The sequence below is a fragment of the Cupriavidus numazuensis genome, from assembly GCF_905397435.1.
GTDB classification, from domain to species: Bacteria; Pseudomonadota; Gammaproteobacteria; order Burkholderiales; family Burkholderiaceae; genus Cupriavidus; species Cupriavidus numazuensis.
This window is the reverse complement of sequence record NZ_CAJPVI010000067.1, coordinates 24,891-43,984: the sequence shown is the minus strand read 5'-3', so window position 1 is coordinate 43,984 and position 19,094 is coordinate 24,891. Positions and strand designations below refer to the sequence as shown.

Sequence of the window (19,094 nt, the reverse complement as noted above, 5' to 3'; positions counted from 1 at the left end):
GGCTGCGCTGCGCGCACGGCGTCGTCTGGGTGCAAGCTCATCAGCGTCGCCGGCGCCCGAGTCCCAATTTCCTATCTCTGCGCGCATGCAAGCGCGGCATCTTCACCCGGGTCTGGTTTGCCCTGGGCCTGCGTGCTCAGACTAGGGCTCTGCGCATAGCGCAGCCGAAGGCGATCACACGATATCGCTCGCAGCAGGGGCCACGAACGCTTGCAGGGCTCGTTCAATCAGCGCTGTAATTCTGACCACGGTCGTGCCCCACGCGGCAGGCAGCGGAAATCCCCTCTGAAGCCAATACCCGTACAACACCCCTAGCACACTACGATAAAAATTCGCCCCTTTGGGGCAACCAAAACGCGTTTTTGGTTACTTTTGTCGCTCGGACAAAAGTGACTCGCCGGCTACGCCGGCGAAACAGCAGCGCCTGCCAAGAGCGATAACCCAGCCCAAACGACACCCCCCAACGCCCCCAAAGAATCCAACCTACCCCCGCACCAACCTCACCCTGGTAATCTCCGACGGTGCCCCAAACCGCTTCGGCGGCCCCCAGTATCCCGTCCCCCGGCTGATGTAGACCCACATCGCCCCATGCCGCACCAACCCAGCCGTATAAGGCTGCTGCATCGGCACGAACAGGTTCCAAGGCCAGAACTGTCCGCCATGGGTGTGACCTGACAACTGGAGGTCGAAGCCTGCCTCGGCTGCCGCCGCCGCCGTGCGAGGCTGGTGTGCAAGCAGAACGCGCACGCCGGCGCGCGGCGCACCTTGCAACGCGCGTTTCGGATCGCTGCGATGCGTCTCGTGGAATCGCCCGGCCGAGTAATCGGTTACGCCACCGAGCACCACCACATCATTCCCATGCTCGAGCGCGACGTGCTCGTTCATCAACACCCGCAAACCGAGCCGCCGCAGTTCCGCGATCCACGGTTCGGCGCCCGAGTAGTACTCGTGGTTGCCAGTAACGAAGTACACACCATGCCGCGCCTGCAGCCGCGCCAGCGGCGCCGTGTGGGCCGACAGCTCGCGCACCGTGCCATCGACGAGGTCGCCGGTGATGGCCACCGCATCGGCTTGCAGGCTGTTGACACGGTCGACGATACGGTCGAGGTACGGCCGCTTGATCGTCGGCCCGACGTGGATGTCGCTGATCTGCGCAATCGTGAAGCCGTGCAGCGCCTCGGGCAGGCCGCTGACCGGCACGTCGACCTCGACCACGCGGGCGAGCCGCCGCGCATTCACATAGCCGGCAAGCGTCACGAGCAGCGCGAGCAATACCACTGCAGCCGCGCTGTAGGCGTGCAGTCCGGCAGGTTGCCAGCCTGCTATCCAAGCTACGGTGAGGACGATATCGCGCGCCAGCGTCAGGATCAGCAGCGACGAGAAGAACCCCATGGCGAGCATGCCGACCCACGACACCGCGTCGGCCCAGGGCTGGCTGATGCGGCGCGCCAGCAGGCCGGCGGGCAGCAGTACGCACGACAGCGCGAGCCAGATGCCGCCGAGTGCCTTGATCAGCAGGGGAACCGGCAAGTCTGGCAGGAGGCGCCAGCCGATGTAGGCGTGGAGCAGGGCGGTGATGGCGCCGGCGGTGAGGATGGTGGTCCGTGGGGGCATGGGGGCGGGCTTCGAGGACGGTCCCGATGAGGTGGGGCCGGCGCGCCGCGCGTTCAAGAGCGTCACTGCGATGAAGTGATTGCAATGCACTATTGCGCGCGCCGGTGGGGATTTACGGCGGCTTCCGGTGATCCAACAGACACCAGCATGTGGCGCTGCAAGCGCTCGTTGGCAGAGCGATCGCCAGTGATCTGAGCCCTTTGTGGCGGCGTGCTGAATGTTTTTGAAACGGATTGTCCGCCCTTGCCGGCTCATTTAGATTCGGACGCAAGGGCGCCCGTTGTGCAGCATCGTGCCCAACGCTCGTCTGTCCTGCCCCGTGCAGGCATGGCATCGCGGCCATGCTGCGGACTGTCCCTACCTGGAGATTGCCATGTCGTTTCGCCTGAAGCACACCAGCGCGCTGGTGGCAGCCGTCTGCATCGCGATCGCGCCGGCCGTGGCGGAGGCGGCAACGCCGTCCAAGGCGGTGTCGCCGCTGACCTGGCCGCGCAATTTCGATGCCGCCAGCGAGCACGTGGAGCTGTACCAGCCCGAGATCGAGAAGTGGGAGGGCAACCGCATGTCGGGCCGTGCCGCGGTCGCGGTCGGTGCGAAGGACGGGACGCCGACCTACGGTGTGGTCCACTTCTCGGCGGTCGCCGATATCGACAAGCCTTCGGCGCTCGTGCAGCTGACCCAGGTCACCATCGAAAGCGTCGAGGTGCCGACGCGTCCCGAAGCCGCCGACCGGGTGCGCAACGCGCTGCTGGCCCGGCTGCCGGCGGGCGGCCTGACGGTGCCGCTCGACGAACTGCAGGCCAGCTACGCCGTCTCGCGCCAGCTGGCCAGTGCGACGAAGGTGCCCGTGAAGAACGATGCGCCGCAGATCATCTTTGCCACCACGCCGACGCTGCTGGTCCACGTGGACGGCGATCCGGCGTGGCGCAACGTGCCCGGCACCTCCTACGAACGCGCGCTGAACAGCCGCGCCATGCTGCTGCGCGAGCCCGGCGGCGAGCTGTACCTGCAGGCGGCGGGCTACTGGTTCCGTTCGGAGTCCGCGGGCGGCGCGTGGGAAGTCATGTCGACCGTGCCAAAGGACCTTCAATCGGCGGCGACCAAGGCCGCAACCGCCTCCAAGCCGGACGCGATGCTGCCGTCGGACGGCAAGCGCCCGGCGCGTGCACCGGCCATCCAGCTCGCGACCCGGCCGACCGAGCTTGTGGTGACGAGCGGCGCGCCGCAAATGACGCCGGTGGGCGGCGGCGGACTGCTGACGATGTCCAATGCCGATCACGCCGTGTTCGTCGATCCGGCGTCCAACAACTACTACGTGCTGGTGTCTGGCCGCTGGTTCCGCGCGCCGATGCTGACAGGCCCGTGGCAATACGTGCCTGGCGGCGAGCTGCCAGCCGACTTCGCGAAGATCTCGCCGAACGACGCCAAGGCCAATGTGCTGGTGTCCGTGCCCGGCACGCCGCAGGCGAAGGAAGCCGTGATCGCCGCCACGATCCCGCAGACCGCGAACGTGTCGCGCGCGAAGGCGGCGCTGACGGTGGCCTATGACGGCGCGCCGCGCTTCGTGCCGATCACCGGTACCTCGCTGAGCTACGCGGTCAATACCGGCACGCCGGTGATCGAGGTGGACAGCAGCCATTACTACGCCGTGGCCAACGGCGTCTGGTTCACGGCGCCAGCGCCGACGGGCGCCTGGCGCGTGGCGACCGAGGTACCGTCGGCCATCTACACCATCCCGCCGAGTTCACCGGTCTACTACGTGACCTATGTGCGCATCTACTCGGTCACGCCCGACACGGTCGTGGTCGGCTACACGCCCGGCTACATGGGCGTGGTGGTCAGCGCCGACGGCACCGTGGTGTACGGCACCGGCTACGTCTACCCGGCGTACGTGGGCGCGGTCTACTACGGCTACCCGGTCACGTACGGCTATGGCGCCGGCTTCGGCATCGGCCTGGCCGAGGGTTTTGCCTTTGGCTTTGCCGCCGGCGCGTTCTGGGGCGCGGCGTCGCCGTACTGGGGACCGTACTGGTGGGGCGGCCCGTACAACTGGAATTACGTGAACGTGAACCAGGCCAACTTCTATGGCCGCTGGGGACAGGGCACGGTCACGCATGCGCAGGGCTGGAATGCCTGGACGGGCACCGAGTGGCGCGGCACCGCGGCATCCGGGTTTAACCCGGCCACGGGCGCGCATTTCCAGGGCAGCCGTGGCGCAGCCTTCAACCCGTATTCGGGCAATTACGCAGCGGGACGGCAAGGCTCGTTCGCCAACCCGTCGACCGGGCGCGAAGGCGCCGGACGCGGCGGCGTCGTCGGCAACGAGTACACGGGCAACTACGCGGCTGGCCGGCAGGTGGCGGGTTACAACGCGCAGACGGGCCGCGTGGGCGCGGCCGAGGCCGGAATTGCCGGCAATACCCAGACCGGCGAGCACACGGCGGGCAGCCGCGGTTTTGTCGCCAATCCGGACAAGGGCAATGCGGTGGCCTGGAACAACGGCAATGTGTACGCCGGCCATGACGGTTCCGTGTACCAGCACACCGACAGCGGCTGGCAAAAGCACACGCCCGGCGGCTGGGAACCCGTGCAGCCCAATAACGAAGTCACCGGCCGGCTGGACCAGCAGCGCCAGGCACGTGACATCGGCCAGCAACGATTCCAGGGCGCGGCCCAGCAATGGCAGGGCGGCGGGCGCTTCGGCGGCGGTGGCGGCGGCTTCCGCGGCGGCGGCCGGTTCCACGGTGGCTTCCGGCGCTGAGGCGCACAGGCAAGGCCAGGTCCGTCCGTCGGAATGCGCATCGGCATACACGTCGAAATGAGTAAACACGGCCACAAAAAGTTTGAATTGGCGCGCCATTAGGCGCGCCGTAACCTGCCTGAACAGGCACCGGAGCGGCGGGATTCCATCCGCCTGTCCGACAGGAACGGGGCGGCCATGGCTGCTGGCACAGGAGGTCACGTGAGGACAATGCTCAACTGGCGCAATACAGCGGGGCTGATTGCGGTCTTGCTGGCAGCGGGCTGCAGCAAGGAGAAGCCGGCAGCGGTCGCGCCACCGCCAGCGGAAGTCGGGGTCATGACCGTGGCGCTGAAGGATGTGCCCCTGGTCTATGACTTTGTCGGCCAGACCGAAAGCTCGCAGCAAGTGGAGATCCGGTCTCGGGTCAACGGCTTCCTCGACAAGCGGGTCTATACCGAAGGCTCGCTGGTCAAGGCAGGCCAGACCCTGTTCCTGATGGACCGCAAGCCGTTCGAAGCGACGCTGCAGGCGGCCGAGGCGCAACTGGGCCAGGAGCAGGCGCGGCTGTCCACGGCGCGCGCCGACCTGAAGCGCGTGCGCCCGCTGGCTGAGCGCAATGCCCTGAGCCAGCGCGACCTGGACGATGCCATCGGCAAGGAACAGGCGGCCGCCGCGGCGGTCGAGGGCGCGCGCGCCAACGTCATCAGCGCCAAGCTCAACCTCGGTTACACGACCATCACGTCGCCGGTGGCGGGCCTGTCGAGCTTTGCCAAGCGCCAGCCGGGCTCCTATATCGACACGACCAACAGCCTGCTGACCTACGTCGCCAAGCTCGACCCGATGTGGGTGAATTTCAGCCTGTCTGAGAACGAGGTGTTGCGCATCCGTTCCGATCGCGAATCCGGTGCGGTCAAATATCCGGAGCAGGACAAGTTCGAGGTCGCCATCGTGCTGGCGGACGGCTCGGAATTCCCGAACCGCGGCAGGATCGCCTTTGCGGATGCCGCGTTCAGCCAGGAAACCGGCACCTACCGTGTGCGTGCCGAGGTGGCCAACCCCGAGGGCGTGCTGCGCCCCGGACAGTTCGTGCGCGTCAAGGTGCACGGCGCCATGCGTACCCAGGCCATTGCCGTGCCGCAGGAAGCCATCGTGCAGGGCCCGCGTGGGCAGACCGTATGGGTGGTGGGGCCCGACAACAAGGCGCAGCAGCGCGTGATCGACGCTGGCGAATGGACCGGCAACAACTGGGTGGTGCGCTCCGGCCTGAAAGCCGGTGAGCGTGTTGCCGTGACCGGCACGTTGCGGCTGGTGCCGGGCGCCCCGGTGAGGCCCGTGGAAATGAAGCCGGGCGCCACGCCGGCTGCCGGAGCGCCGGCAGCGAGCGGACCGGCCGCCGCGCCTGGTGCCAGCGCAGGGGGCAAGCCATGAAGCTTGCCCATTTTTTCATTGACCGGCCGATCTTCGCGTCCGTCGTTTCGATCGTCATCACGGTGGGCGGCCTGGTCGCCCTGACCAAGCTGCCGATCGCCCAGTTTCCGGACATCACGCCACCGTCGATCACGGTGACGACCCGATACCCGGGCGCCAGTGCGGAGGTGGTGGCGCAGAACGTGGCCGCGCCGATCGAGCAGCAGGTCAACGGCGCCGATCGCATGATGTACATGAACTCGACGAGTTCCTCGACCGGCGACCTGACGCTGACCACCTACTTCGAGATCGGCACCGATCCGGAGCTGGCGCAGGTGGACGTGCAGAACCGTGTCAACCTGGCGCTGCCGACGCTACCGGACGCGGTGACTTCGCAAGGCGTGTCGGTACAGAAGCGTTCGTCGGCGTTCATGATGGTGATTGCCGTCTATTCGCCCGACAACAGCTACAACCAGACCTTCGTCGGCAATTACGCCAACATCTATGTGCTGGATGCGCTCAAGCGCATTCCGGGCGCCAACCAGTCATCCATCTTCGGCAGTCCGGACTACGCCATGCGCATCTGGCTGCGGCCGGACCGGATGGCGACGCTGGGCATCACCACCGAGGACGTGAAGAACGCGGTCGCGAACCAGAACCAGCAGTTCTCGGCCGGGCGCATTGGTGCCTCGCCGACCAACGGCGCGGTGCAGATGACGTTCCCGATCGCCACCAAGGGCCGCATGACCGAGCCCGCCGAGTTCGACAACATGATCCTGCGCGCGCAGTCCGGCGACGCGGCGCTGGTGCGGCTGAAGGATATCGGCCATGCCGAGCTTGGCTCCAAGGACTATTCACTGCGCAGCCGCTACAAGGGCAAGACCGCGACGCTGCTGGCCGTCTACCAGCAACCGGGCGCCAACGCGCTGGATGTCGCCAAACAGGTGCGGTCGACGCTGGCGGAGCTGAAGAAAAGCTTTCCGCCGGGACTGGAGTATGAGGTCGCGCTCGATACGACCGAATTCGTGCACGAGTCGATCAATGAGGTGGTGCATACGCTGCGCGATGCCGTGATCCTCGTGATCCTGGTCGTGTTCCTGTTCCTGCAGAGTTTCCGTGCCACGCTGGTGCCGATCCTGGCCGTGCCCGTGTCGATCATCGGCGCGTTTGTTGGCATGAGCGCGTTCGGCTTCTCGGTCAACATGCTGACCTTGTTCGGCATGGTGCTGGCGATCGGCATCGTCGTGGACGATGCCATCGTGGTGATCGAGAACGTCGAGCGCAACATGACCGAGTTCAAGCTGCCGCCGAAGGAAGCGGCCAAGAAGGCGATGGACGAGGTCAGCGGGCCGGTGGTTGCCATCGTGCTGGTGCTGCTCGCGGTGTTCATCCCGGTGGCGTTCCTGTCGGGTATCACGGGGCAGCTCTACAAGCAGTTCGCGGTGACCATTGCGGTGTCGGTGGTGCTGTCCGGCGTGGTCGCGCTGACGCTGTCGCCGGCGCTAGCGGCCATCCTGCTCAAGCCGGGCGAGCACAAGAAGAACCGCTTCTTCACGTGGTTCAACAATTCATTTGACCGGCTGATATCGGGCTATGACCGATCGCTGCAGCTCGTCATCCGGCGCACGGTGATGTCGATCGCCATCATCCTCGCGATGGTGGTGGTGACCGTGCTGATGTTCATGCGCATCCCGACCTCGTTCCTGCCCGTGGAGGACCAGGGCTACTTGTTCGGCGCCGTGGTGATGCCGGATGCCGCCAGCCTGGACCGTACCGGCAGCGTTTCGAAGCGCGCCGAGACATGGCTCGCCAGCCAGCCAGGCGTCGCGTCGGTGTCGAGCGTGGATGGCTACAGCCTGATCGACTCGCAGAACAAGGCCAACGCCGGCACGCTCTTCATCACGCTCAAGGGCTTTCACGACCGCGGCGCCGGTGAGAGCGCCGAGGACCTGCTGCTCAAGGCAAAGAAGGAGTTCTTCGGCTATCAGGACGGCGCGGTCATCCCGATCAATCCGCCTTCGATTCCAGGGCTGGGCACGACCGGCGGCTTCGAATTCTGGCTGCAGAGCACGGGCGACGGCACCTATCAGCAGCTCGAAGCCAAGGTGCACGAGTTCATGGCCAAGGCACGGCAGCGGCCCGAGCTGACGGGCGTGAACTCCACCATCAACTCGCGCTCGCGCCAGCTCCTGGTCGACGTGGACCGCGAGCGGTCCGAGACGCAGGGCGTGCCGGTCGAGGAGGTGTACTCGGCGCTGCAGACCATGTTCGGTTCGCTCTATGTGAGCCAGTTCCCGAAGAACAGCCGCCTGTTCCAGGTGATCTTGCAGGCCGAGCCGGACTTCCGTTCGCGGCCGGAAGATCTCGACAAGGTCTACGTGCGCAACCACAACGGCGACATGGTGCCGATCAAGGCCGTGACCACCACGCAATACGTGCCCGGCGCCGATATCGTCACGCGCTTCAACAACTTCCCCGCGGCCAAGATCCTTGGCGATGCCGCGCCCGGCTACAGCTCGGGGCAGGCCATCGCTGCCATGGAAGAGGTGGCGCAGGAAGTGCTTGGCCAGGGCTATGCGTATGCATGGAGCGGCCAGGCCTACGAAGAGAAGACCGCAGGTTCCACCGCGGTCTATGTGTTCGCGTTCGCCTTGCTGATGGTGTTCCTGATCCTGGCCGCGCAGTACGAGAAATGGTCGCTGCCGATCGGCGTGCTGCTCGCCGTGCCGTTCGCATTGTTCGGCGCGCTGCTGGGCATCCTGATGCGCGGCATGCTCAACGACGTCTATTTCCAGATCGGCCTGACGGTGCTGATTGCGCTGGCCGCCAAGAACGCGATCCTGATCTTCGAGTTCGCGGTGGAAATGCGCGAGAAGGAAGGCCTCAGCGCCTATGACGCGGCCATTCATGCGGCCAAGCTGCGGCTGCGCCCGATCATCATGACCTCGCTCGCGTTCATCCTGGGCTGCGTGCCGCTCGCGATTGCCAGCGGCGCTTCGGCGGCAAGCCGGCAATCGCTCGGCACGGGCGTGATCGGCGGCATGCTCGGCGCCACGGTGATCGCGCTGTTCTTCATCCCCATGTTCTTCTGGGGGCTGGAACGGATGTCGGAAGGCAAGCCAAAGGGCGACGCCAAGGCCGGAGGCGAGACCCAGCCGCCTGCCACGCCGCCGGCGGGAGAACCATCATGAGAGCGCGTGCCTGGATGTTCGGTGCCTGCGCGATGGCGGCGCTGGGCGGCTGTGCGATCGGTCCCAACTACCAGCGGCCCGAAACGCCCGATGTCGCGCAGTACCGCATGGACACCGGCCAGCTCGCCATCGCGGCCGACAGCGACTGGTGGAACCAGTTCAACGATCCGGTGCTCAACGCGCTGATCGACGAGGCGCTCGCGCACAACTACGACGTGCGCATCGCCGCCGCGCGCATCGACGAGTTCCGCGGCCAGCTGATGGTCGCGCGCTCGGGCTTCTTCCCGCAGGTGAACCTCAGCGCGTCGGCCGCGCGTCAGCGCGCGGGCACGTTCAACGGCACGCCGTTCGCGTCGTTCGACGGGCCGCGCAATTCGTACCAGCTGCTGGCCAATGCGAGCTGGGAACTCGATCTGTGGGGACGCATCCGCCGCCAGGCCGAAGCCGCGGAAGCGAGCCTGTGGAATGCCGAGTACGCTCGGCGCGGCGTCGTGCTGTCGCTTGCGGCGTCGGTGGTGCAGGGCTATGCCACGCTGCGCGGGCTCGATGCGCAGCTCGAGGTCGCGAAGCAGACGCTGGATTCGCGCGCGAGCGGGCTGGATATCTTCAAGCAGCGCTACGAAGGCGGCGTCATCTCCGAGATGGAGCTGGCCCAGGCGCAGAACGATTTCTATGTCGCCGAGGCTTCCATTCCGCAGATCCGCACCGGCATTGCGCAGACCGAGAATGCGCTGTCGGTGCTGATCGGACGCCAGCCGGGACCGATCGAGCGAGGCAAGGATATCTATGCGCTGCAGGCGCCGGCGGTAGGCGCCGACCTGCCGGCGATGCTGCTATCGCGCCGGCCGGACGTACTGCAGGCCGAGCAGGCCGCGGTCGCGGCCAACGCGCAACTGGGCGCGGCCCAGGCGCTCTACCTGCCGGCCGTCAACCTGAGCGGCTTGTTTGGCGCGGTCGCCGCGTCACCGGCCGGGTTGTGGGACAGCGCATCGCGAGTGTGGGGGTTTGGTGCCGGACTGACCCAGCCGATCTTCCAGGGCGGTGCGATCCGCGGGCAGGTGCAGACCGCGTCGGCACAGCGCACCGAGGCCATGCTGGCCTACCAGGGCACGGTGCTGGCGGCCCTGGCCGATGTGAACAGCGCGCTGGCCAATGGTGTCGAGACGCGCAACCGCCTGGGCAGCCTGCGCCAGCAGGAAAAGAGCCTGACCATCTATGCCGACCAGGCCTATGCAAGATATGAGGGCGGCTATTCGAGCTACCTCGAAGTCACCAACGCGCGCGAGAAGCTGTTCGACGCGCAGCTGGCGGCCATCCAGGGGCAGGTCGACGTGCTGAACGGCACCGCGGCGCTGTACAAGTCGCTTGGTGGCGGCTGGCCGTCGGTGCCCGATGCGGTGAAGGGCGCCGGCATGCAGGGCGATGCACCGGTGCTAGCGCGCTGACCACTCTCCCTCGCGCACGCCCAGCGCCGTGACCAGGCCGTAGGCGGTGATCCCCATCGCCACGCCGAGGAAATGCCCGTCCAGTCCCATGCCGGCGACATTGGCCAGCAGCCAGCCGCCGCCGGCCGCCAGGCCGATCCGGCACAGGCCGGCCGCGATCGGCCAGCGCATGCGGCCCGCGCCCATCGACGCGAAGTACAGCGCCATGCCAAGCCCGAAGCCGCCAAACGCCGGACCGACCCACGACAGCGCCCGCGCGGCAATGGCCGCGACCTGCGTGTCCTGCGTGAACAGTCCGGCGAACCGGTGCGGCATCATGCCGACTGCCGCGCCGGCCAGTCCGGCAATCAGCAGCGCCAGCAGCGCACCGACCCACGCCGTGCGTCGCGCCGTATGCCAGTCGCCGGCGCCCACCGCGCGGCCCACCAGCGCTGTCAGCGCGGAGCCCACGCCGAATGCGAGCGGGATCATCAGGAATTCCAGCCGCGCCGAGATCCCGTAAGCGGCTACCGCCGCCGTGCCATGGTGACGCAGCTGCGCGGTGACGAGGATGGTGGTCAGGTTGGCGACCGAAGCGAGCGCGCAGGCCACCAGCCCGACCGACAGGATGCGCACGAACAAGGCGCGCGACGGGCGCATGCGTAGCACCGGCACGAAGCCCGCACCGCCACGCATGACCACGATCGCCATGCCCAGCGCCGCCGCCCACGACACCGCCGCGAGCGCCGCGCCGATGCCGGCCAGGCCCATGCCCGCGGGCTCGGCCAGCAGCCACGCCAGCAGCGGGAAGGCTACCCACATCAACGCCAGCACGCGCGCGGCCAGTGCGTGGCGGCCGCCCCCGCGCAGCACGGAAGCGAGCGTATTGGCCAGCCAGGCCGGCACGGCGCCCGCGCCGAACAGCCAGATCGCATAGGTCGCCGCCGCCTCGGCCGCGGTGACGCCAGCCACTGCGCCGAGCACGCCGCGCGGGAAGCCCGCGAGCACGATGGCGAATGCGAGGCCGGCGGTTACCGCAATGATCAGGGCGTGCAGCACGAGCGACGAGGCCTCTTCACGCTTGTTGGCGCCCAGCGCGCGGGCGATGGCCGACACCACGCCGCCGCCCATTGCGCCCGTGGACATCTGCTGCAGCAGCAACGCAAACGGCAGCACCACGGCCCAGCCGGCCAGCGCCGCCGTGCCCTGGCGCGCCGCAAGCCACGTTTCCACGAGTTGCGCGCAGGACTGCAGCAAGGCGATGACGGCGGTGGGGCCGGCCAGGCTGCCGATGCGCCGCGCCAGTTCGGTGGCGGGCACGGGCGCCGTGCTGGTGGTTGCAGCGGTACTGGCTACAGTCATGGCGGACGTCTCAGGCATGGTCGTCCTCCTGTTCCTGTTCGGACGCCGCTTCGCCGAAGCGCCGCCGCAGGAAACGGCCCGCGCCGGGGCCGGGCAACACGCGCACATCATCCAGCGTGATGGCGCTGCCGTCGGCGCGCATCAGCGCCGGGGTGGCGATTTCCGCACCGCTGCGCTTGTCCTGCAGCACCGTCAGCGGACCCTTTTCATCGGTCATCCAGCGGTCCGCCCAGGCTTTGAGCGCCACATAGGCCGGGAAGAAGTCGCGCCCTTTTTCCGTGAGCTGGTAGACGTGGCGGCCCCCGCCTTCCGGCGTGACACGCGCGAGCAACTCGTGCGTCACCAGCGTTTTCAGCCGCGCGCTCAGGATGTTGGGCGCGATGCCCAGGTTCTTCTCGAACTCGTCGAAGCGCGTGCTGCCGTAGAAGGCTTCGCGCATCACAAGAATGGCCCAGCGCTCCCCGAGCACCGCCATCGAGCGGGCCACCGGGCAGGGCATGGTGGTGAAATCGGTAGGGGGCATAGGTCTCCGTGCTTGCGACTGGCTTTGCTTTCGATTTGCAAGTTTGGGGAAGCATAGCTTGCGAATTGAAAGTTTGCACGGTGGGAATGCGGACATCGCACGAAACCGTTTTGTCCGATTGATTGTCCCGTTGGTGGATCGGTAGGCTGCGGGACATTGGTATCGCGTCTTCCACTTTCCGGGCGCCAGTACCGATCAGGCGGAGTCTTAGCCGTCTGTTTCCTCCACCCGGATCGGCCCCCCAGGACGATCTGGGTTCTTTTCTTTGGCGTGCCGCTACGCTGCCCTGCTCAGTCCCGGAACACGGGCAGGTTGCCGATTTCCTCTTTCAGGAACGCAATCAGCGCGCGCGTGGCCATGGTCGGATGCCGGCTCGGCGTGGTGATGACATAGAGGCTGCTGCCCAGCCCTTCAGGCTTCCAGTCGCCCAGCACGGGCACGAGGCGGCCCTGGCGCATCTCCTCCCACCCCATGTAGCGCGGCAGCAGGCTGATGCCGTGGCCTTCCAGCACCGCCTGCAACAGGAAGCGGAAGTGCTCCGACTGCAGGTGCGGCGCGAGTTCCACTTCCTCGCGCAGGCCATTGCGATTGAGCGCCAGCAGGAAGCGCGATCCATAGGGCGGGCAAAGGAAGTGGCAGCGCGCGAGGTCGGCCGGTATGCGTGGCGTCGGCACGCGTTCGAGGTACTCCGGCGACGCGCACAGCCGCCAGTCGATCGGACAGATCTCGCGCGCCACATGATCGAGCGGCGGCGCCGACGTCACGCGCAGCGCCACGTCGATTTCCGACGCGATCAGATCCACCACGCGGTTCGCGAAGAACACGCGCAACGTGATGCCGGGATAGCGCTGGGCAAACTGCAGCAGCAGCGGGGCGATGAACGTATCGCCAAGGCCCGTGGGCATGCTGACGCGCACATGGCCGCGCAGCGTCTTGCCGAGGCTGTCGATCTCGGCCTGTGCGGATGCGACCTCCTGCAGGATGCGCAGCCCATGCTGGTACAGCGCCTGGCCGGGCTCCGTCATTTCCAGCCGGCGCGTGGTCCGGCGCAGCAGTTGCGCCCCGGCCTGCTGTTCCAGCTCGCGCAGCTGACGGCTCACCTGCGAGCGCGTCACACCACGCCGCCTGCCGGCCTCGGCCAGGTTGCCGGCATCGACGATGTCGACGAACGCTTCGATCAGGTTCAGGTCCATCCGGGATTCCCTGCAGGATTGTCACGTCAGGCGCAACATTGTGATTCCGGTGCGGCGGATTGTCGATGCCAGACCGCGCGGCTACAGTGGAACGCTGCCAGTTCAGGACAAGACAGGAGACTACCGATATGGCCACAGACCTCTGGTTCGAAGACATGCACCGCGACGGCGCCGAACTGCTCGACCGCGGCGCCCGCCTTGCCGGAGGCCTGCGCGCCGCGGGGCTGAAAGAAGGCGACGTCGTTGCGGTGCTGCTGCGCAACGACCCGGTCTATGTCGATGTCGTGCACGCCTGCCGCATTGGCGGCACCTACTACTGCCCCATCAACTGGCACTTCACGGCCGAGGAAGTGCGCTTCCTGCTGGCCGACAGCGGCGCCAAGGCGCTGATCGTGCACGCTGGCCTGCTGGCCGCGGTGCGTGAGGCGGTGCCTGCGAGCATCCCCGTGCTGGTGGTGGCCGATGGCGCCGAAGTGTCCGGTGGCAGCGACTACGAAGCGTGGCTCGCGCAGCAGGCCCCGTACGACGGCCCGCGTGTGTCTCCGCGCGGCCATATGGCCTACACGTCCGGTACCACGGGCCGCCCGAAGGGCGTGCTGCGTGAACCGGTGCCGCTGGACCAGCTCGACGACCAGATGGCGCGCGCGCGTTCGCTGGTGCGCCAGACCTACGGCCTCGTGCCCGGCTGCCGGGCGCTGATGTCGGCGCCGCTATACCACAGCGCCCCGGGTTCGTTCATCCAGAACGCGTTGCAAATGGCCGAACGCCTCGTACTCACGCCGCGCTTCGATGCCGAGCAGGTGCTGGCACTGGTGGAGAAGCACCGCATCGACGTGCTCTACCTCGTGCCGATCATGTACGTGCGCCTGCTCAAGCTGCCGCCCGAGGTGCGCGCGCGCTATGACCTGTCGTCGATCCGCTTCGTCGCGTCGACCGGCTCGCCGTGCTCGCCCGAGGTCAAGCGCGCGATGCTCGAATGGTTCGGTCCCGTCATCCACGAAACCTATGCGTCGAGCGAGGCCGGCATGATCACCGTGGCCACGCCCGCCGATGCCGCGGCGCGCCCCGGCACGGCCGGCAAGCCGGTGGACGACGCGCAGCTCCGCATCCTCGATGAAGACGGCAAGCCATGCGCAACGGGCGAGATCGGCCTGGTGTACGTGCGCCAGCCGGCTTACCCCGACTTCACTTACCGCAACAATGAGGCCGCACGCCGCGCGATCGACCGCGACGGACTGGTGACGCTCGGCGACATGGGCTATGTCGATGCCGACGGCTACCTGTTCATCTGCGACCGTGCTTCCGATATGGTGATCTCGGGCGGCGTGAACATCTATCCGGCCGAGATCGAGCATGAACTCGTGCGCTATCCGGGCGTGGCCGACTGCGTCGTGTTCGGCGTGCCGGACGACGAGTATGGCGAGCGCTTGCTGGCCATGGTGCAGCCGATGCCCGACGCAGCGATCCGCGAGGAAGACGTGATCGACTGGCTGCGCCAGCGCCTGTCCGGCTTCAAGGTGCCGCGCAGCATCGTGATCGAAGCGCAATTGCCGCGCGACGAGACCGGCAAGCTGGCCAAGCGCCGGCTGCGCGACCGGTACTGGGAAGGGCGGCAGCGGCGCGTCTGAGATTGCACGGAACACCGCCGGCAAAGATCAAAAGCATGGAAAGCATGGCGCCCACGAAGGCGCCGCCATCAACAGGAGACACTATGCAAGGCAGTAAATTCGGCCGTCGGGCCTGGATCGCCACGGCAGCGGCCGCCGTCGTAGGTGCACTGGCAGGCGGCGCCGTGCCCGCGCTGGCCGCCTATCCGGACCATCCGATCAAGCTCGTGGTGCCATACACGCCCGGCGGCTCGACCGACCAGTTTGGCCGCGCGATTGCCGACGGCATGTCGCGCCAGCTCGGCCAGACCGTGGTCGTGGAAAACCGGCCCGGTGCGGCCACGATGATCGGCACCACCAGCGTCGCGCGTGCGCCGGCTGATGGCTACACCATGGTGCTGGCCACCAACGGCAGCATGGTGCTCAACCCGCAGCTATACAAGAAGATCTCCTACGATCCGCCGCGCGATTTCAAGATCTTCAGTATCGGCGCGGAGGTGCCTTTGGTCGTCGTGACCAACTCGCACGTGCCGGCCAGCAATATCCGCGAGTTCGCGAACTATGCGAAGGCCAGTGGCGGCAAGCTCAATTACTCGTCGGTCGGGCTCGGCAACGCGCTGCAGCTCGCCACCGAGATGCTGAAGACCGAACTCGGCATCCAGGTCACGCACGTGCCCTACAACGGCAGCGCGCCGGCGCTGTCGGCGCTGCTCGCCAATGACACGCAGCTGATGGTCGATGTGGTCAGCACCTCGCTGCCGCACATCAAGGCCGGCAAGCTCAAGGCGCTGGCCGTGACCAGCCGCAAGCGGCTGGACGTGCTGCCCAATGTGCCGACTGTCGCCGAAGGCGGCTATCCCGACTTCCAGGCCGCCACCTGGTTCGGGCTGGCCGTGCCCGCGCAGACACCGCCGGAAGCCGTGGCGAAGCTTCGCGCCGCCGCGGACAGCGTGCTGAAGGATCCGAAGTTCCGCGCCACGTTCAGCGATCTCGGGCTCGTGGTGCAGCCGCCGCGCACGCAGGCGGAGATCGACCGCTATGTCGAGGCGGACCGCGAGCACTGGGGCAAGGTGATTCGCGCGAACAACATCACGCTCGACTGACCGCGGGGGATGGGCACGGCGAGCCACGAGGGCGCTCGTCGCCGCATGGCAAGCATGTGGCCGGTATGTGGCCGATAGCCGGCGCGCGGCGGCGCCGGGCGGCATGACCGGCGTATAGTGCCGGGACAATACCGGCATAGGCGCCCCCGATAGCCTGGCGCCAGATGCCTTCGCCATGCCCCCTCGTCATGACTGATCGCGCCCCCTCTGACCCAGCCGAACCGTCCCCCGGCGCTGACCGCGCCGACGCTTCCCGCGCAGATTCTCCGGACACCGCGACCGAGCGCGCCGAAGCGCGCCTGTCGGAAGCCATCAGCCGCCGCGCGCGCATGGCGGCGTGGCGCAAGTCGCGCCAGGCTGGCCGCATCTCGCGCACCACGCTGCGCTACGCCGTCTTCATGTGCGGCGCCGGCTGCGTGGCGCTGTTCTCGATGGTGTTCGCGTGGATCGCCGAGGTCGCGCTGCGCTGGAACTACCACCTGACCCAGAGCACGCCGTGGATCGCGTTCGTGATGCTGCCGTTCGGGCTGGCCGCGCTGCGCTGGCTGACCATCCGGCTCGCGCCGCAGGCGCGCGGCAGCGGCATTCCGCAGGTGATCGCCGCGGTCACGTTGCCGCCGGCAGGACCGGCGCAGACGGTGCTCGTGTCGTTCCGCCAGTCGATGTGGAAGGTGGTGCTGACCGCTGCCGGGCTGCTGGTCGGGGCTTCGGTCGGACGCGAAGGGCCGTCGGTGCAGGTCGGCGCCGCGGCCATGCTGGCATGGGGCCGCTGGTGCCACGAGAAGATGCGCTTTCGCATCGGCTTCCATCCGAACGCTTTGATCGCAGCGGGCGCCGCCGGCGGGCTGGCGGCAGCGTTCAACACACCGCTGGCCGGCGTGGTGTTCGCGATCGAGGAGCTTGGCCGTGGGACGGCCGTGCGCTGGGACCGCCTCGTGCTGTCGGGCGTGCTGACGGCCGGCTTCCTGTCGCTGGCTCTGCTCGGCAACAACCCGTATTTCGCCGTCAAGGTGCCGCTGCTGGTGCTGCGCGACGCCTGGGGGCCGGTGCTGCTGTGCGCGGTGGTGAACGGCGTGCTCGGCGGGCTGTTCGCCAAGGCGCTGATCGGCGGCGTGCCGGGGCTGCTCCCGGCGCGCTGGCGCCACTGGCCGGTCGAGCATCCGGTGCAGGTGGCGTTTGGCTGCGGCCTGGTCGTGGCGGTGCTCGGCTGGGCGACGAGCGGCGCGACATTCGGTACGGGCTACGAACAGGCGTCGGCACTGATCAACGGCGAATCGCACGCGACGCTGTGGTTCGGGCTGGCCAAGTTCGCGGCCACGGTGGTCTCGTATTTCGCTGGCATCCCGGGCGGCATCTTCACGCCGGCACTGGCCATCGGCGCCGGCATTGGCGAGAACGTCGCGCATTTCATCCCGGGCATGCACGAGCCACGCGTGCTCGCGCTCGTGGCCATGGCAGCGTTCCTGGCGGCGGCCACGCAGGCGCCGATCACCGCGAGCGTGATCGTCATGGAGATGACGCGCACGCAGGACCTGACGCTTTTCCTGCTGGCATCGTCGCTGCTGGCATCGTTTATCTCGCGCCAGTTTTCGCCCCATCCGTTCTACCACCACGTCGGCCATGTGTTCCGGCGCGAGGCGATGGCGCTGGTGCGCAAGGCACCTGCGAGCTGACGCTGCGCTATGTGCGCCAGGCCATGGTGGCGCGCGCGGCTTTCCCCTAACGTTGTGGCGCGCCGGTCGCAGGACCGGCCTGTGTGTAGCGGCGGCACACCAATCTCGCCGGCATGCTGTCGTCTGCATTCGGGGAGCATCCATGGCTTCGCAACGACCGGCCGGCCGCGCCCGGCCCCCGAGCAAGGAAAGCACCGTCCTGCGCGATATCGGGCCCGACACCATGTGGCCCACGCGCGGCCTGCAGAGCCATTCGCGGCTGCGCCAGCCGTTGCCGCCCGCGCAACGTACGCCGCGCCCCCAACTGCCGCCAAGCCGGGTGCCGCACCTGCTGGCATGGGCGCTGGTGCTGGCTATCCTGGCGGCCCTCGCCAACGTGTTGCTGCGCGCGGCGGGATAGACTCGGTTTGCGGCGCGCGCGGTGTGCGCCATTCGCCATGTCGGCGGCATGTGATACCGTCGGCCGGAACATACCGCCTGCCGCGGGCTCCAACAGGGGCCTTTTTGAGGAGTCTGGATTTTGAAATTTCCCGTTGCCGGGCTGGCTGCTGCCGGCCTGATCGGCGCCGCCACATGCGCCTTTGCCGCCCCGGCGGCTCCCGCCGCCGCTTCTGCCGCTACTGCTGTCCCTCCCGCCGCTGCATCGAAGGCCGCGCCAGCCGGTAACAGTGCGCTGTCGCCGCTGCTGAAACTGCTCGAAATCGGCAACCCGCTGCCCGCGCTGCCCGACTGTGCCGACAAGCGCACGCCGGACGGCCGCGACGTGACCGCGGTCTGCGTCGAGGTAAAGGGGGACGGCATCATGCGCCAGGTCGGCCTGCCGCGCGACAAGCGCCCGGCCTTCATGGACGGCCCGCATGTGGTGGCCTTCGTCGACGGCAATGCGCTGGTCGGCGTGATCGTGCCGACCGCCGGCGCCAACTCGCAGCAAGCCGCGCTCGACAGCATCAACGCGCTCTACGGCAAGCCGTTCCGCCAGGAACAGGAAGACATGCGCGACAAGGGCGGCAAGACGGTCAAGACCATCCACGCAGGCTGGATGCAAAAGCCGCTGACGGTCGAGCTGTATGCCATGCCCGAAGACCCGAACACCGGCACCATCGAAATGCTGCTGCCGCAGGCGCGCAAGCTGATGGCGGACAAGGATGCGCAGGTCGCGCAGCAACTCACGCCCGCATCGGCGCCCGCTGCCGCGCCAAGCAAGGAAAAGAAGCCGGCGCCCAAGCCCGTCAAGCCCGGCAGCTGGTAACGCCG

Annotated in this window: 13 protein-coding genes; 9 read left to right on the top strand and 4 right to left on the bottom strand. The window is 67.7% G+C overall.

Annotated features, from left to right (window positions below):
• Positions 1 to 483: 483 nt before the first annotated feature.
• On the bottom strand, positions 484 to 1,614 hold the full coding sequence (locus tag KHO41_RS35225) for a metallophosphoesterase (RefSeq protein WP_211957855.1): 1,131 nt from the start codon (positions 1,612 to 1,614) through the stop codon (positions 484 to 486).
• A 373-nt stretch (positions 1,615 to 1,987) separates the two neighbouring features.
• On the opposite strand from KHO41_RS35225, the gene KHO41_RS35220 reads away from it, so the two are divergent.
• From KHO41_RS35220 to KHO41_RS35205, 4 genes are all read left to right on the top strand, one after another.
• Positions 1,988 to 4,375, top strand: a complete 2,388-nt coding sequence (locus KHO41_RS35220) for a carbohydrate-binding family V/XII (protein WP_211957854.1) — start codon at positions 1,988 to 1,990, stop codon at positions 4,373 to 4,375.
• 210 nt (positions 4,376 to 4,585) lie between these two features.
• Positions 4,586 to 5,785, top strand: coding sequence for an efflux RND transporter periplasmic adaptor subunit (locus KHO41_RS35215; RefSeq protein WP_211957856.1), 1,200 nt, complete (start codon positions 4,586 to 4,588; stop codon positions 5,783 to 5,785).
• On the top strand, positions 5,782 to 8,955 hold the full coding sequence (locus KHO41_RS35210; protein WP_211957853.1) for an efflux RND transporter permease subunit: 3,174 nt from the start codon (positions 5,782 to 5,784) through the stop codon (positions 8,953 to 8,955). The genes KHO41_RS35215 and KHO41_RS35210 overlap by 4 nt, the downstream gene beginning before the upstream one ends.
• A complete protein-coding gene (locus tag KHO41_RS35205; protein ID WP_211957852.1) occupies positions 8,952 to 10,400 on the top strand; it encodes an efflux transporter outer membrane subunit in 1,449 nt (482 codons plus the stop codon). The genes KHO41_RS35210 and KHO41_RS35205 overlap by 4 nt, the downstream gene beginning before the upstream one ends.
• Here the strand turns inward: KHO41_RS35205 and KHO41_RS35200 are convergent.
• From KHO41_RS35200 to KHO41_RS35190, 3 genes are all read right to left on the bottom strand, one after another.
• Positions 10,389 to 11,759, bottom strand: coding sequence for an MATE family efflux transporter (locus tag KHO41_RS35200; RefSeq protein ID WP_211957851.1), 1,371 nt, complete (start codon positions 11,757 to 11,759; stop codon positions 10,389 to 10,391). The genes KHO41_RS35205 and KHO41_RS35200 overlap by 12 nt on opposite strands.
• On the bottom strand, positions 11,752 to 12,264 hold the full coding sequence (locus tag KHO41_RS35195) for a winged helix-turn-helix transcriptional regulator (RefSeq protein ID WP_211957850.1): 513 nt from the start codon (positions 12,262 to 12,264) through the stop codon (positions 11,752 to 11,754). Before KHO41_RS35195 ends, KHO41_RS35200 begins: the two co-directional genes overlap by 8 nt.
• Positions 12,265 to 12,554: 290 nt before the next feature.
• Complete coding sequence (locus KHO41_RS35190) at positions 12,555 to 13,457, bottom strand: LysR family transcriptional regulator (protein ID WP_211957849.1); 903 nt, start codon at positions 13,455 to 13,457, stop codon at positions 12,555 to 12,557.
• A 128-nt stretch (positions 13,458 to 13,585) separates the two neighbouring features.
• On the opposite strand from KHO41_RS35190, the gene KHO41_RS35185 reads away from it, so the two are divergent.
• From KHO41_RS35185 to KHO41_RS35165, 5 genes are all read left to right on the top strand, one after another.
• On the top strand, positions 13,586 to 15,085 hold the full coding sequence (locus tag KHO41_RS35185; RefSeq protein ID WP_211957848.1) for an acyl-CoA synthetase: 1,500 nt from the start codon (positions 13,586 to 13,588) through the stop codon (positions 15,083 to 15,085).
• 83 nt (positions 15,086 to 15,168) lie between these two features.
• Positions 15,169 to 16,167 (top strand): Bug family tripartite tricarboxylate transporter substrate binding protein, encoded by a 999-nt coding sequence (locus KHO41_RS35180; RefSeq protein ID WP_211957847.1) that lies wholly within the window; start codon positions 15,169 to 15,171, stop codon positions 16,165 to 16,167.
• 188 nt (positions 16,168 to 16,355) lie between these two features.
• Positions 16,356 to 17,840, top strand: coding sequence for a chloride channel protein (locus tag KHO41_RS35175; protein ID WP_244874176.1), 1,485 nt, complete (start codon positions 16,356 to 16,358; stop codon positions 17,838 to 17,840).
• Positions 17,841 to 17,982: 142 nt separating this feature from the next.
• Positions 17,983 to 18,240, top strand: a complete 258-nt coding sequence (locus tag KHO41_RS35170; RefSeq protein WP_211957845.1) for a hypothetical protein — start codon at positions 17,983 to 17,985, stop codon at positions 18,238 to 18,240.
• A gap of 120 nt (positions 18,241 to 18,360) precedes the next feature.
• A complete protein-coding gene (locus KHO41_RS35165; RefSeq protein ID WP_211957844.1) occupies positions 18,361 to 19,089 on the top strand; it encodes a hypothetical protein in 729 nt (242 codons plus the stop codon).
• The last annotated feature ends 5 nt before the right edge of the window (positions 19,090 to 19,094 follow it).